The organism is Pseudomonas ovata (genome assembly GCF_003131185.1).
GTDB lineage: Bacteria > Pseudomonadota > Gammaproteobacteria > Pseudomonadales > Pseudomonadaceae > Aquipseudomonas > Aquipseudomonas ovata.
On sequence record NZ_QFFU01000001.1, the window covers coordinates 627,186 to 641,906 of the forward strand.

The 14,721-nt window shown below is 59.5% G+C and carries 16 protein-coding genes; 11 read left to right on the forward strand and 5 right to left on the reverse strand.

Features of this window, described 5'->3' with window-relative positions:
* The first annotated feature begins 9 nt into the window (after positions 1–9).
* The 4 genes from DGA31_RS02830 to DGA31_RS02840 all read left to right on the forward strand — a co-directional run bounded on the left by DGA31_RS02830 (position 10) and on the right by DGA31_RS02840 (position 3,525).
* Positions 10–558, forward strand: coding sequence for a hypothetical protein (locus DGA31_RS02830; RefSeq protein WP_109511451.1), 549 nt, complete (start codon positions 10–12; stop codon positions 556–558).
* Positions 559–645: 87 nt separating this feature from the next.
* On the forward strand, positions 646–1,293 hold the full coding sequence (locus DGA31_RS02835) for a hypothetical protein (RefSeq protein WP_152034985.1): 648 nt from the start codon (positions 646–648) through the stop codon (positions 1,291–1,293).
* Between the two features lie 175 nt (positions 1,294–1,468).
* Positions 1,469–1,642: a hypothetical protein gene (locus DGA31_RS29760; RefSeq protein WP_153811666.1), complete on the forward strand. Its 174-nt coding sequence runs from the start codon at positions 1,469–1,471 to the stop codon at positions 1,640–1,642.
* Entirely contained in the window at positions 1,639–3,525 is a 1,887-nt protein-coding gene (locus DGA31_RS02840; RefSeq protein ID WP_109511509.1) for a DUF2075 domain-containing protein, read from the forward strand. The genes DGA31_RS29760 and DGA31_RS02840 overlap by 4 nt, the downstream gene beginning before the upstream one ends.
* A gap of 104 nt (positions 3,526–3,629) precedes the next feature.
* On the opposite strand, the gene DGA31_RS02845 is transcribed toward DGA31_RS02840, so the two are convergent.
* The 3 genes from DGA31_RS02845 to DGA31_RS02855 form a co-directional block, all read right to left on the reverse strand.
* Positions 3,630–3,878 carry a DUF6124 family protein gene (locus DGA31_RS02845; protein ID WP_109511453.1) on the reverse strand — a complete coding sequence of 83 codons (249 nt, stop codon included), beginning with the start codon at positions 3,876–3,878 and terminating at the stop codon, positions 3,630–3,632.
* A gap of 586 nt (positions 3,879–4,464) precedes the next feature.
* Positions 4,465–4,713, reverse strand: coding sequence for a DUF6124 family protein (locus DGA31_RS02850; protein WP_109511454.1), 249 nt, complete (start codon positions 4,711–4,713; stop codon positions 4,465–4,467).
* Positions 4,714–5,301: 588 nt separating this feature from the next.
* Positions 5,302–5,550, reverse strand: coding sequence for a DUF6124 family protein (locus DGA31_RS02855; RefSeq protein WP_109511455.1), 249 nt, complete (start codon positions 5,548–5,550; stop codon positions 5,302–5,304).
* Positions 5,551–6,134: 584 nt separating this feature from the next.
* On the opposite strand from DGA31_RS02855, the gene DGA31_RS02860 reads away from it, so the two are divergent.
* Positions 6,135–6,374: a hypothetical protein gene (locus DGA31_RS02860; RefSeq protein WP_056836703.1), complete on the forward strand. Its 240-nt coding sequence runs from the start codon at positions 6,135–6,137 to the stop codon at positions 6,372–6,374.
* Positions 6,375–6,485: 111 nt separating this feature from the next.
* On the opposite strand, the gene DGA31_RS02865 is transcribed toward DGA31_RS02860, so the two are convergent.
* Positions 6,486–7,196 (reverse strand): hypothetical protein, encoded by a 711-nt coding sequence (locus tag DGA31_RS02865; RefSeq protein WP_109511456.1) that lies wholly within the window; start codon positions 7,194–7,196, stop codon positions 6,486–6,488.
* Positions 7,197–7,330: 134 nt separating this feature from the next.
* Between DGA31_RS02865 and DGA31_RS02870 the strand changes: the two genes are divergently transcribed.
* From DGA31_RS02870 to DGA31_RS02880, 3 genes are all read left to right on the forward strand, one after another.
* On the forward strand, positions 7,331–7,987 hold the full coding sequence (locus DGA31_RS02870) for a VOC family protein (protein WP_109511457.1): 657 nt from the start codon (positions 7,331–7,333) through the stop codon (positions 7,985–7,987).
* Between the two features lie 132 nt (positions 7,988–8,119).
* A complete protein-coding gene (locus DGA31_RS02875; RefSeq protein WP_109511458.1) occupies positions 8,120–8,875 on the forward strand; it encodes a hypothetical protein in 756 nt (251 codons plus the stop codon).
* A 119-nt stretch (positions 8,876–8,994) separates the two neighbouring features.
* Entirely contained in the window at positions 8,995–10,170 is a 1,176-nt protein-coding gene (locus DGA31_RS02880) for an HWE histidine kinase domain-containing protein (protein ID WP_241001001.1), read from the forward strand.
* 405 nt (positions 10,171–10,575) lie between these two features.
* Here the strand turns inward: DGA31_RS02880 and DGA31_RS02890 are convergent, their stop codons facing one another.
* On the reverse strand, positions 10,576–11,538 hold the full coding sequence (locus DGA31_RS02890) for an AraC-like ligand-binding domain-containing protein (RefSeq protein WP_109511460.1): 963 nt from the start codon (positions 11,536–11,538) through the stop codon (positions 10,576–10,578).
* 167 nt (positions 11,539–11,705) lie between these two features.
* Between DGA31_RS02890 and DGA31_RS02895 the strand changes: the two genes are divergently transcribed.
* From DGA31_RS02895 to DGA31_RS02905, 3 genes are read left to right on the forward strand one after another with little or no spacing between them, the layout of a single operon-like run.
* The gene (locus DGA31_RS02895) at positions 11,706–12,728 is read left to right on the forward strand and encodes a nitrilase (protein ID WP_109511461.1); all 1,023 of its coding nucleotides are present in this window, start codon (positions 11,706–11,708) and stop codon (positions 12,726–12,728) included.
* 1 nt (position 12,729) lies between these two features.
* Complete coding sequence (locus DGA31_RS02900) at positions 12,730–13,764, forward strand: phenylacetaldoxime dehydratase family protein (RefSeq protein WP_109511462.1); 1,035 nt, start codon at positions 12,730–12,732, stop codon at positions 13,762–13,764.
* Between the two features lie 19 nt (positions 13,765–13,783).
* On the forward strand, positions 13,784–14,662 hold the full coding sequence (locus DGA31_RS02905) for a transporter (protein WP_109511463.1): 879 nt from the start codon (positions 13,784–13,786) through the stop codon (positions 14,660–14,662).
* Positions 14,663–14,721: the final 59 nt, after the last annotated feature.

Consider the following 14,721-nt stretch of genomic DNA (forward strand, 5'->3'; position numbering starts at 1 on the left):
GGACAATCCATGCACACAAAAAGCCTGGCCCTCTCATTTATCATCACCCTACTGGCCGCACTCCAAGCCAATGCCGCAGACAAAACCTGCGCCGAAGCCATCGGCCAGAAGCGCGCCGAGATGCTGGTCAAGCAATGCATCAACGTATCCCCCGCCACTCGCCCGCCGTGCAACGTGGCCAACAGCTGCGCGCTGATCAACAGCGAAGTCGAACGCGGCTGTGGCCTTTTGGGCGATGACGCGAACACGCCGGGCTACTGCCATTTCAAACTGACCAAACCAGAGACCGTGCAGGGCGCATTGATTACTGGCGGCGGCATCGATGACTACAGCATTACTGTGCTGGTCAATGATGGTCGACGATTTAGCGCCTATTGCGATGGCAACTGCGGAGACTGGTTCTCTGCCGAAGACGAAGGTGAGGCAAGCTTATTGCCGGCCATGATTGACAAGAACGTCAAGGTTACCGTTGCCAGCGAACCCAACAACGAGCGCATCGCCGGGCCTGCTGCGGATGACACGCTGATCTTTGTAAAAAAGATCGAGGCAGTGAAGTGATAGCGGCGCGCTAGAATCTCTGAACCTCTGCTTTGAACAGGGTGATATTCAGAACCCTCTTTCAACACGACCGAATTCGGAGCCCTCATGCCTCGCAGTACCGGCCTGGACCCAGCACGCCTCCCTGACATCGCGACGCTGCGCCAACGAGCGAAAGCCCTGGCAATGCTCGACGCCATCCTTTCACCTGAATGGGAATACCGGTACTACAGCTTTGACGCACGCTGGAATGAAGGCGAGGAAATGGCCTCCATGCGAAACGGTTCGGGTGATGACTGGTTTTTGCTCTTGGGACCGTACGGCGCAGCAATCAAAGGACTGGCTCACGAATCGTCCTTGGCAGGCGATCCGGCACTGACAGCCGTCGTTAAAAGCCAGGTGCCAGAGACATTCGCCCCATTTCTGAATGAGCCTGCATTCAGCATGGATGCCTTGAGTTACTGCTATTGGAAAGGCGCAGAGGACTTGATCTGGCAGAAGGTGGAGCACGGCAGCACGGTGGCTACCGGTGTTGACGATGGGTCCACAGAGTTCCTGTTACCTCTGATAGAACCCGCGTCCGCCTATGTCGACTTCGCCCGTGAGTACTACGAAATCGAAGTTCCGCTCTCGGCTGTTGAGCTTATCTATGAACAGGGTGTTCTGACTGAAAGCCTGGTTAAGTCGCTCAATCCCGACTTGAGTTTTGCCGAGGCCAAAGTATTCGCAGCCGAAATAGGCTACCCCTGCGCATAGCCGGCCCTACCCTTCAAGATAGTCGCACACGCACAGTTGGACTGGATGCTCACGCCCGGCAGCAACCGGGATGATCATCAAAAACCTGCGACAAATCAGGAAGCGTCCTACAATCCCGCTCTAGATTTCTGACATCATTTGTCGGTCACATTCTTTAGCAAGGGATAGCGATTCCGTGAGCACGTTAAATGCCGCATCCGAGCATTGGGTAAGCCTGAAACCTGCTGCACGTTTCGCCGGTTTGCCAATGATCGTGGCTGATATCAATTCCGCGAAATGTTCAGTCGATATCGCCAACAGCATCACTGCAATCAAATCTGCTCCTTCGAACGCCAAGGACTGCCTGTGATCGTTTACGCGGCGACCAAACAGCAATTCCTCAAAGACACCGATAACGACGATATCGAAGATGTCATTCTCAGGCACTTCAAAGAGGCCACAGGCAAGAACGTCGGCGCTTCGGAAATGATGTCGTGGCAGAGATCGTTGATGTATATGGCCAAGGTGCTCAGGGACGAAGAGTTGCCGAGCGATACTGGCTTGGCTATTGAATTGCACATTCCGCAGTCTTCAAAGCGAATCGACTTTTTGCTTACCGGTCGCGATGAGCATCAGGCCAAAAAAGCTGTGTTGATCGAGTTGAAGCAATGGAGCAAGGCCAGCGCGACCACCAAGGACGCGATCGTCAAAACCGCCTTGGGCGGCGGGTTGGTTGAGACCATTCATCCGTCCTATCAAGTCTGGTCCTATGCAGCGTTGCTGGAAGGCTTCAACGAAGCGGTCTATGACAAAAGCATTGAGATTCGGCCCTGCGCCTATCTCCATAACTATGTCAGTGACGGCGTCATAGACTCCGCCCACTACGCTCCTTACACCAGCAAGGCACCGCTGTTTCTCAAGGGCCCGGCAGAACTGGCGAAGTTGAGGTGTTTCCTCAAGCAGCACATCACCTACGGCGACAACAAGGAAGTCCTTTACGAGCTCTCGGAAGGAAAAATTCGTCCTTCCAAAGCGCTGGCTGAGGCGCTTGCGGGGTTGATGAAAGGCAAGCCTGAGTTCGTGTTGATTGATGATCAAAAAACGATCTTCGAATCAGCGCTGATGGCGGCAAGCGAAGCGTCCGCCGCATCGCCCAAGGTGTTGATCATCGAAGGTGGACCGGGCACCGGGAAGACCGTCCTGGCAATCAACCTATTGGTAAAGCTCACCGAACTGAAGCTGCTGAGCAAATACGTCTCTAAAAATGCGGCGCCCCGCAAGGTTTACGAAAGCAAGCTGGTGGGCACGGTCAAGCGCAGCCATTTCTCTCATTTCTTTTCCGGGTCCGGTGCCTTTATCGATACAGACCCCAATGCCTACGACGCCCTTATCGTCGACGAGGCGCACCGGCTGAATGAGAAAAGCGGGCTTTACGGCAACCTGGGCGTCAACCAAATCAAGGAGTTGATTGATTCTGCAAAATGCTCGATTTTCTTCATCGATGAAGACCAGCGTGTCACGTTGAGCGACATTGGCAGCAAGCAGGCAATTCGCGCCTTTGCCAAAGAAAAGGGCGCGACTGTTGAAGAGCTTGTGCTCTCGTCGCAGTTTCGCTGCAGCGGCTCTGATGGTTACCTGGCGTGGCTGGATGACACGCTCGACATTCGCCCTACAGCGAACCCCATGCTCGACACCCACGAATATGAATTCAAGGTATTCGACTCGCCGCAATCGATGCATGCGGCCATCGAACATAAAAACCATGAAAACAAGGCCAGGGTTGTCGCGGGTTATTGCTGGCCCTGGAGCAGTAAGAAGGATGCTCAAGCGTCAGACATCATCATTGGCGATCAATACAAGCGCCAATGGAACCTGGATCAGGACGGTAGCTTGTGGATCATCGCTGACAATTCCATCGATCAAGTCGGCTGTATCCATACCTGTCAGGGGCTGGAAGTCGATTACATTGGCGTCATCATCGGCCCGGATCTTGTCGTGCGTGACGGTAAGGTCGTGACGTCACCGCATGAGCGGGACAAACGTGACAAATCCATTCGTGGCTGGAAGAAGCTGATGAAAGAACAGCCGGCGCTGGCGAAAAAAGAAACCGACCTGATTATTAAAAACACCTATCGAACCCTTATGACTCGAGGGATGAAGGGCTGTTACCTGTACTGTACCGATCAAGAGACGGCGGACTATTTCAAAAGCCGGATAACTGAATACATCCAGCCCGAAATACAACCTGCATAAACATTCCAACCTGCACTACAGCCCAATAAAACCCCGCCACCTGAAAAGGCAGCGGGGCCCACACGACACAAGCAACACGCCTGACGCCGTCAGGCCAACGGCCCTTACGTCTCCTCTACTGCTTGGCTCATCACCGGCCACTGATCAAGCACCTGGTCTAGCGTCAGGTGCGCCTGGGTGATCAAGTGCATACCGGCCATGGCCAGGTGGCGTGGCGGGCCTTGCAGGTTGTCGGCGCTCTCATAGACCGTGGCGGTGGCGCAGCGCAGCAGCTCCACGGCATGGGCCAAGCGGCATTCAAGGAGGCTCAGGGTAAATTCGAGGGTGGGTGGATCGGGGACGATCTTTTTCATGGGTACAACTCCAGTGAGACCAAAAGAGTCGTCACCCATTGCCTACCAAACGCTGGGTGGCGACCGTGCACAAGTTGGTAGGACCGGTCACTGGCGTCCGGCGCGCCCGAAGGCGCCAAGCACACGGCCGCCATAAAACGCAGGCCGTAGAAAAGCGCCTCGCTAGGCGGGCGCCTTGCGTCAGTGAACTTCAGGCCTACCAAACCTGATCGCTGGATTTACAGCGACGTTCGGAGGGTAGTGATCGAAATTGACCAGCGCAAGCGGTCGGGATTTTCTCGGAAATTTCCTTCAATAGAAAGAGAAGCGTCTTGCTATCACCTGTAGAACCTAGGAGAAATCTGACAGATTCAGGCGCCCCAAACACTGTTCACTGGCGCTGGGCCATGAGCAACATGTCGCTAAAAAGCCATTTCAAGAACACGTTGTGCATACATGTCGTCGCCAGCGACATGAAAGCACCCGCGTAGTGTTCAAGCGTTGCAAGTTCGCGCTTCTCACGCACAACAAAAACCCCGCCACCTCTCCAGGCAACGGGGTCCACACAACACAAGCAACATGCCTGATCCCGTCAGGCCAACGGCCCTTACGTCTCCCCTACTTCTGTGCTCATCACCGGCCACTGATCAAGCACTTGGTCTAGCGTCAGGTGCGCTTGGGTGATCAGATGCATGCCGGCCATGGCCAGGTGGCGCGGCGGGCCTTGCAGGTTATCGGCGCTCTCATAGACCGTGGCGGTCGCGCAGCGCAGCAGCTCCACGGCATGGGCGAGGCGGCATTCAAGGAGGCTCAGGGTAAATTCGAGGGTGGGTGGATCGGGGACGATCTTTTTCATGGGTACAACTCCGCTTATACAGATGGAGCCGTTCACCCATTGCCTACCAAACGCAGGGTGGCGGCCGTGCACAAGTTGGTAGGACCGGTTAGCGGAACCCGGCGCGCCCGAAGACGCCCTGCGCACGGCCCCCATAATTGCAGGCCGAGAAAAAGCGCCTCGCAAAAGGTGGCGCCTTGCGCCGCTAAACCTCAGGCCTACCAAACCTGATCGCTGGATTTACAGCGACGTTCGGAGGGTAGTGACTGAAATTGACGAGCGCAAGCGGTCGGGATTTTCTCGGAAATTTCCTTCAATAGAAAGAGAAGCGTCTTGCTATCACCTGTATTACCTAGGAAAAATCTGACAGATTCAGGCGCAACCAAACACTGTTCACTGGCGCTGGGCCATGAGCAACATGTCGCTAAAAAGCCATTTCAAGAATACGTTGCGCGTACATGTCGCCGCCAGCGACATGAAAGCACGCGCACAGTGTTCAAGCGTTGCAAGTTCGCGCTACTCACGCACAATAAAAACCCCGCCACCTCTCCAGGCAACGGGGTCCACACAACACAAGCAACTCGCCTGACGCCGTCAGGCCAACGGCCCTTACGTCTCCCCTACTTCCGTGCTCATCACCGGCCACTGATCCAGCACCTGGTCTAGCGTCAGGTGCGCCTGGGTGATCAAGTGCATGCCGGCCATGGCCAGGTGGCGTGGCGGACCTTGCAGGTTATCGGCGCTCTCATGGACCGTGGCGGTCGCGCAGCGCAGCAACTCCACGGCATGGGCCAGGCGGCATTCAAGGAGGCTCAGGGTAAATTCGAGGGTGGGTGGGTCAGGGACGATCTTTTTCATGGGTACAACTCCAATTATGACTATGGAGCCATCACCCCTTGCTACCAAACGCAGGGTGGGGGCCGCGCACAAGTTGGTAGAACCGGTAATTGGCAACCCGGCGCGTCCGAAAACGCCATGCGCACGGCCCCCATTACCGAGGCTGTAAAAGGCTCGTCAACGGTTGCACCTTGCGCCAATTGACCTCAGGTCTACCAAACCTGATCGCTGGATTTACAGCGACGTTCGGAGGGTAGTGACCGAAATTGACCAGCGCAAGCGGTCGGGATTTTCTCGGAAATTTCCTTCAATAGAAAGAGAAGCGTCTTGCTATCACCGGTAGTGCCCAAGAAAAATCTGACAGATTTTGGTGCTATGCATGACATGGGGGCCATCCGGTGCAGTGGTACAGACCTGACAAATAGGCAGCTCTTACTGGCCTCATCGCGGGCAGAGCCCCCTCCCACATATTGATCTGTACCTAAAAAGTCAGACCTTCAAACCGTGTTGCCTTATGGGCTGTATTGGCTTAAAGCTCGCCCTGCGGCCTGATTTACAGGCATCATCCCTGCACGCCTGCCATCCGTTTTCAGAGTCCCCACGCCATGCCCCAGGAAAAAATCGATCTCCTCCGCCTGCAAAAGCCTATCCGCGACGAGATGAACGACCTGCTCCGCGCGCTCAATGCCGCCAGCACCCGCGAGGACATTGAAGCCGAGCGCGCCATTCAGATCGAGTCGATCCAGGCCCTGCAAAACACCAAGCGCCTGCGCCCGGCGGATGCCGAAGCGCTGTTCATCATTTTCGATGACGCGGCAGAGGCGAAACTGGAAAACCTGCCCTGACGGTTGTGTAGCCCCTCGGCAAGCCGGTCACTCTGTATTCCCGGCCGAGAGTCGCTTGGCGCCGTCATTGCTGTGCGTCCACGAATCATCACCGCCAACACGCCGGACCCTTCATCGCTCGTAATAGAACTTGGCGGGATAGTTGTAGTTGCGTTCCCGCTCCGCGCACCATTCGGGGAAGTCGCCTGTGGGGTTTTCCGAATAGGCTTTCCAGTCTGTGATAAGGCGATCGAAATACTCCACTTCACGTGTCAGGTGAGCCAGCGCTTCGGGATCGGGGGCTTTGGCGATGTAGCTTCGGGCAAGTTCCACCGCTGAAGTCGCCTCGTCAACGCTGCCCAGGAAGACCGATTCGTCAAGATGATGGGTGGCGTGGTCAGCCCATCCCAGCGCGAAGTCGATCAGGACCTTGCGCACGGGTAGATCGTCGGGGCACATGGACAGTGCCCTTCTAAGCAGCGCGGGGTCACGGTTGAGCAGCCCGAGCCATCGCACGGGCAAGGCTGCTTCTGCATCCTCCTCCATCCATGCCCCCAGCGTCGGCAGCAGAAACCGGGCGGTGAGCGGCTGCGTCAGAAACTGATGGGCTTGCGAGGTGCGCGAATTGGCTTCGAGGATTTCGATGGCGGCGCGACGTGCGGTGGCGCTGTCAAACGAACGGGATGCGACGAGAAACTGTTCAAGTGCAGCAAAGGCTTCGCGACGTAGCCCTTGTTCGCGATACCGACAATAGCTCGCCAGTGGTTTCAGATCGGCCTGGGCATCGAAGCTTTGTGCAAGCGCCAGAAGGCCTTCGAAGTTATCTTTGTTCCAGTAATACACGGTAGTCAGCCCCGGGAAGTTCAGCGCCGAACCTATACTCCACGAGCGTTGCAGGCAAGCTGGAAGCCCTGTCTCATTAAATGGGTGCTGCTGCCAAGCGCCTGAGCACCGCAGCGAATTAAAGGGCATTAGCCATGGAAATAGATCATATTTTTGTTTGCGTGAAGGATGAAAATCACGGCGCTGAGGCCCTGAAATCCCTCGGGCTTGTTGAGGGAACGCCCAACGTGCACCCAAGCCAGGGCACTGCCAACAGGCGGTTTTTCTTGCGCAATGCGTTTATCGAGCTGTTGTACCTCACTGATGAGTCAGAGGCTCAAAGTGACCTGACCGCGCCTACCCGACTCTTCGAACGCCTCACCTGCGCAGAGGGGGCCGCGGCCCCCTTCGGGATTTGCTTCAGGCCCTCCATCGCCGGCGAGAAACCCATGTTTCCTGTCTGGGCGTATCGGCCTGTTTACCTACCCGCTGCACTGAGCGTCGATGTGGGGCATGCGCCTGTATCGGAACCCATGTGGTTTTTTCTGTCGTTTGCCAAGCGGCCCGATGAGGCGCCGAGAGAGCGAGCGCAGCCGTTGGAACACCCCAATGGCTTTCGCGACATCACGTTTGTGCGCGTGACCACGCCCAGCCGCCAGGTGTTTTCTACCGCTGCCAACTGTGCCAATCAGCTTAAGGGGTTTGAGATGGTTCAGGGTGATGAGCATTTGATTGAATTGGAGATCGATCATGGTGCAAGCGCGCAGACCATCGATTTGCGTCCAGAGCTGCCGATGATTATCAACGGGTGAGGCAGTGACATCACCGTGATGCACTGAATAGCGCTGCCGCTAACTAAAGCGCGTGGATACGTTAATCGACCAGAACTTCGTGCCATTCGCTGTAGCGAGGCCACGCCACTCATATTTCAAGAGCGCGCTTTGATGAATGCCACCCACCAAGCCTTGACCCAGGCTTACAAGCACATTCTGTCTACCCTGCCGCTGCATTGGCTTGATCGCAGCCAGTCCCACACACCCGAGTTTGCAAAGCTTTCAGGGCTGTTTCTTCCCGGGGCATCGCAGGCCTACGAACAAGCCTCCCGACGCATCATGGTCGTGGGGCGGGAAACGCGGCGCTGGAACATTACCAACAATGAAGTGCCATTTATTGACCTGGATGAATACATTCAAAGAGCCATGGCCAAGCAGCAGGCTTGCTTGACGCAATACATGTCAAAACCCAAAGACAAAGGCGCCAGCTTTTTTAACCTGCTTCGTGCGCTGGCCGCCGATCATGGGAATGAGGGTATCGCCTGGGCCAATTTATTCAGTTTTGCCTGGGATGGAAAATCGCCGATGCGTTGGCCGAAATACCGTGAACTTGAGGCGATCTCTATGCAGCTATTAAAAACCCAGGTCGACCTCCTCAAGCCAGACATCATCATTTTTGCCAATGGTGCCAGCAGCGCCAAAGCTCGCCGAACGTATTTTCCGCATACCGGTGAACACAGCGTATGCACTCAATTGGCTGATTATCGTGAACAAGGGATTGCCAAGGACCAACTCTGGCAGTTTTGCCTGAACGGGAGCATTCAGTGTTACCGCATCCAGCATCCAAGCAGTATCAGCAAGGCCTCCAGAGAGGCACGGCAGTTTTTGCTGGAGCGGGTACTGCGCAAGGACGTTGTCGAGGCTTGAGGTGTGAGCAACTTCACGACGGCTGCGCAGCCGGTCGAACCCGGACAGAGCGCGCTCCTTGTCTGTGTTTGCCGTGAGATAGCGAGGCGACATGCGTAGGCGGGTCTGCTAAGGACGCCTTGCTGACGCCCCTGTACAATCACCGGTTTCCGGCATTCGAGGGCTGTTTCCCCATGCAGTCGCTGCTTGAAACCTTTCACGACAGCGCCCTGGACCTGATGGCTTGCGGTGCGGCTGTGGAACCATGGCTAGGCCAGTTCGCCCTTTTCCTGCAGTCTCGTCTGCCCGGCTCGACCGTCGGCATCAGTGTGCTCGACCGTCCTGGCCGTACGTTCCGTCACTCGACCTTCCCGGCGCTGCCACGCGCCTTCAGCGAGCGTCTGGAAAACAACATTATCGTCACCGACCGTGGCACCTGTGGTCTGGCGATCTTGAGTGGGCGACCGATCGATGTACCGGATGTCACCGCCGATGCGCGCTTTGCGCCGCAATGGACCGCCTTACTGCAGCAGTATGGGCTGACGTCCATCCTGTCGACCCCGGCGCTGGACGTGGAGAGTACGCCGCAGGGCTGCATCGCAGTGCTGCATGCGGTGGCCACGCCGCTGGATGCCGATCAGCACGCGTTGATTCAAGCCGCAGCCACGCTGTGCGCCAAGGTGTGTCGCTACAGCCGTACGCGGGAGTCGCATCAGTTGCTGATCGGTGAGCTGGAGCACCGGATGCGCAATATCTTTGCCGTCATCGGCGGTGTGGCGGATGTGACGCTGAAAAGCAACCCGGAGCCGAAGGGGTTCAGGGAGGCGTTCGGCAAGCGGCTGGTGATGATGCACCGTGCGCATGCGATTGCCATGAGTGCCGATGAAATGGATCTGGGCACGCTGCTGCACGAGGTGCTGGGGCCTTATGCCGGCCATTTCGATATCCAGTGCCAAGGACCGGCGGTGCAGTTGGTGCCGGAGGCGGCTTCGGCGCTGGCTCTGGTGATCAATGAGCTGGCCACCAATGCAGCGAAATACGGCGCGCTTTCGGTGCCGGGCGGGGTGTTGCAGGTGCAGTGGTCTGTTGCGCCTGAGGATGGCCGGGCGGAGCCCGTGTTTGGCATGGCGTGGATGGAAAGTAACGGGCCTTGTGTGGCGCCGCCGGCGCGCAAAGGGTATGGCACGGCGATGATCAATGGCAGCCTGCGCAATGCCTTTGAGGGGGCGGCAGTGCTGGCGTATGAGCCAGCGGGGTTCCGGTGTGAGATCAGGGCGCCGTTTACGGAGCGGCTTGGGAAGCGCGCAAGCCTGTAAATTACTGCACCTGTGCCGCCGTCGTGGCGGGCCAGCGTCAGACCGTGCTCAGTCAGCACACTATACGATTACATGAAGTCATGATCTGGAGACTGATCACCCCTCGAATCAATGGAGCACACAGGCAACCCTTATGGAAAAAACAATACGGCTCGCCACGGTTGAAGACATCCCTGCCATTTTCGAGATTCGAACCGGTGTGCGGGAAAACCATCTTTCTTATCTGAGCGGGCTCGGGGATCGGGTTGTGTCAGTGGCACTTTCAGGGCAAGACCAGGCATCGATCTGTTGCGCCTGTAAGGCAGTCATCGCGGGCAGAGCCCTCTCCCACAGTTCTGAGCGGGCTCGGGGATGCCCGGGATTGTGATCCGGGGAACGTTTGTTCGTTGAAGCGGCGCTGAGTGATCAGTCGCCGCTTTTTCTTTGCCCTTCGCCCAGACGGTAGTCGCGGGCTGTCATGCCGTGGGCCTTGCGGAATACGCGGCTGAAATAGGCCATGTCGCTGAACCCCCAGCGGTAGGCAATCTCGCTGATCTGCCGTTTGCCCAGCAAGGGTTCGCGCAGGTCGCGGGCGCAGCGTTGCAGGCGTGACGCCAGCAGGTAGCGGCCGAACGAGGTCTGTTCTTCCTGGAACAGGCTGTTGATGTAGCGCACGCTGATGCCGAACCGGGCGCTGACGCTGGCCAGGGACAGCTCGCTGTCGCCCAGGCGGGTCTGGATGTCGTCCTTGAGGCGCAGCAGCAAGGCGCTGCGGCGTGGGCCCGGGATGTCGCCCTTGACCCGTTCGGACAGCGCCATGGCCAGCAGGTCCAGGCCCTGGTCGACCAGGCGTGTCTGTTGTGCTTCGGCCATGCGGTCTTCCAGGCCCGAGAGGCCGGTGAGGAAGTCGAACACCAGGCGGTCGAGGGGGTTGTTGCGTGACATCGGTAACGCGGTCAGGTACTCCAGGTTACACAAGCGCTGTTGCAGGCGGTGCCGCGGAATCTGCACCACGGTCTGGCGAAACGCACCGTCGAAGTGCAGTTGGTAGGGGCGGCGGGTGTCATAGATGGCAAAGTCGCCGACCTCCAAGTGCGCCTCGCGGCCTTCCTGGCAGACCCGGGCGCGACCTTCGATGGCCAGGCTGACGAGCACGAACTCGTCATCACTGCGGGCGATGCGCGAGGCGTCTCGCACAACGCTTTGCTCGTTGGCCTGCACGTCCACCACGGCCAGTTCACCGAGGCGGTAGGCCTCCAGGCGGCCGTAGAAATGCTGCCGGTCGGGGAACGCACACGCCAGCGGCACGAAGGTGTTGCAGACCACGTCCTGCCAGAAGTCGGCGCGCTCGTGCACGCCAATGCTGTGGGTATCGAATGAGATGCTCATCGCGTTCAACCTGCGTTTTCAAGCCTTGAGCCAATAAAGATGCAATTGCGGCACCACTGCGCCCCTCCCCGCCGTGGCAGTCAATAAGCGCTTCCTTTGGGTCCTACTGCTGACGGTGTCGGCGCGCCTAGCCTGTGGTCACTTACCCGCCATTGGAGTCGACCGCGATGCAAGCCCCCCTGAAAGTTGCCTGTGTACAAGCCGCCCCGGTGTTTCTGGACCTGGAGGCCACGGTGGACAAGACCGTGGCGCTGATCGAGCAGGCTGCTGCCGAGGGCGCGGGCCTGATTGCCTTTCCGGAGACGTGGATTCCGGGTTACCCGTGGTTTCTGTGGCTGGATGCGCCGGCCTGGAACATGCCGCTGGTGCACCGTTACCACCAGCAGTCACTGGTGCTCGACAGCCCGCAGGCACGGCGCATCAGCGCAGCGGCGCGCCAGGCCGGCATCTATGTGGTGCTGGGCTACAGCGAGCGCAGCCAGGGTTCGCTGTACATCGGCCAGTGGATCATCGACAACCACGGCGAAACCGTCGGCATACGGCGCAAGCTCAAGGCCACGCACGTCGAGCGCACGCTGTTCGGGGAAAGTGACGGGTCGTCGCTGCGCACCTTTGAAACGCCCATCGGCGTGCTCGGCGCGCTGTGCTGCTGGGAGCACCTGCAACCGCTGTCCAAGTACGCGCTGTATGCGCAGAACGAGCAGATCCATGTGGCGGCCTGGCCCAGCTTCAGCCTGTACACCAACGCCACCCAGGCGCTGGGGCCGGAGGTGAATATCGCCGCCTCGCGCGTGTATGCCGCCGAGGGCCAGTGCTTTGTGATCGCGCCGTGTGCGGTGGTGTCGCCGGAAATGATCGAGCTATTGTGCGACACCGACGCCAAGCGCAGCCTGTTGCAGGCCGGTGGTGGTCATGCGCGGATCTTTGGCCCGGATGGCAGCGAGCTGGCCACGCCGCTGGGCGAGCATGAAGAGGGCCTGCTGTACGCCACACTGGACCCGGCGGCGCTGATCTTCGCCAAGGTCGCGGCGGACCCGGCCGGGCACTACTCGCGCCCCGACGTCACCCGCCTGATGCTCAACACCAACGCCAACCCGTGCGTGGTGCCGTTGCCCGGCCTGCCGGTCGCGGTGGCTGAAGCGGCGGTACAAGCGAACGAATCCACAGCCGCTGCCCACGTCGAGGTGTGACATGGATTCTTCCATTGCTGAACACTTGCGCCAGCCGCGCCGCCAGGCCAGCAGCACCCCGCCCGGCTACCAGCCGCCCTACCCGGCCTGGTCGGCGCGTTTCGATCCGCTGGTGGGCCAGGTGGTGATGGCCTGCTTCGGCGTGCAGTCCCGGCAGGCGGTCGGCCTGGCCGAGCTGGGGCCGATCACGACGTTGTTCGCAGCCGACGCCGGCCCCCGCTACTGGGACAGCGCCCATTGCGTGGACGCCAAGGGCTTTGCGACCTGCATCGCCATCGCCTACTGGAGCGATGTGGCGGCCTTCGAGCAATGGCGACAGGCCTCGGGGTTTGCCGCGTGGTGGCAGGACCCGGCGCGCGAAGCCGGGCCACTGGGCTGGTTCATGGAGGTGGTGTGCCCGACGGCCGACCGCTTCGAGACACTGTTTTCGGCGCTCGATGCGCCGGAGGGTGTCAGCCACCTGGCCCACGGCATGAGCGCGCCGATTGTAGAGCACGCCTACTGGGGCAGCGCCCGCGACCGCCTGCCGCTGGCGCAGGTCGAGGCGCTGGCCGGCAGTACGGCGCCAGTGGTGGCAGAACAGCTGCGGCCGGGCCGGGTGCGGGTGCCGGGTCGCGACAACCTGTGCCTGATCCGCTCCGGGCAAGACTGGACCGGCACCACCGGCCGGGAGCGCGAGATGTACGTCCATGATGTGCAACCGGTACTGCGCACTGGCATGGATTTTCTGCGCGACGAGGGCCAGGCCATCGGTTGCCTGAATTGCCGGCTGATGCAGGCACTGGACAGCCAGACCGGCGCGCCGGTGGAAAAGAGCTTTGGCCTGGTGTGGTTCAACGACCTGGCCAACCTGGAGCGCTGGGCCAAGACCCACCCGACGCACCTGGCGATCTTCGGTGGCTTCATGCAGTACGTGCAGGCCCTGAATTTCCAGGTCCAGTTGCGCCTGTACCACGAGGTCGCGGTCATTCCCGCGGACGCGCAGTACTTCGAATACCTCAACTGCCATCCCGACAGCGGCCTGCTCAGCCGCTGAGCCCGCCAGGAGAACGACCATGCCGTACCTCACCCGTCACACCCTGGCCGGCGCCTCGCTGTTGTGCTGCGCCACCGCCAGCCAGGCGCTGGAGATCACTGCCGGCGACTACGAGCCCTTGCCGCCCGGCATGGGCGCGCTGATCCTGTACGCCCAGCACAGCGAAAGCTCGGACTTCTACCGCAACGGCCATAAGGTCTCGGACGATTTCAAACTCAAGACCGATGTCGCACTGTTGCGTTATATCCAGTCGGTGCCGCTCAGCCCCACGGCCTCGTTCGAGCCGCAGTTCATCCTGCCTTATGGCCGCCTGAAAGCCGGAGGTGATGCCCGCGCCCTGGGGCAGACCACCGGCACCGGCGACCTGATCCTCGGCGCACCGGTCAAGTGGACGCTGGACACGGCGCACAAGGATGTCTTTTCCCTGGGGCCTTACCTGTACCTGCCCACCGGCAGCTACGAGCGCAACGACCCGCTGAACCTGGGCGAGAACCGCTGGCGGCTGTTGCTGCAAGCGGCCTATATCCACCACTTCAACGCTGACTGGGCGCTGGACACCGCCGCCGACGTGTCGTGGTTCGGCCGCAACACCGATGCCGGCCCGGACGGCGTCACCCTCAAGCAAAAACCGCGCTACGAATACCAGGCCTACCTGCGCTACCACCTCTCGCCCGGCACCCACCTGGCTTTTGGCGGCGGCTATGTCGACGGCGGCAAGACCCGGCTCGACAACGTCGACCAGGACGACGCCCTCGGCACCCAGTACATCCGCTTCAGCGCCACCCACATGCTGACCCAGACCGTGCAGGTGCAGGCCGTGCTGGGCAAGGACCTGGAGGTGGAACAAGGCTTCAAGGAAAAAGCCCGGCTCAACCTGCGCCTGGCCAAGCTCTTCTGACCCCCGTACACCCCGGTAGGAGCGCGCTCTGCCCGCGACCGGCTGCGCAGCAGTCGTAA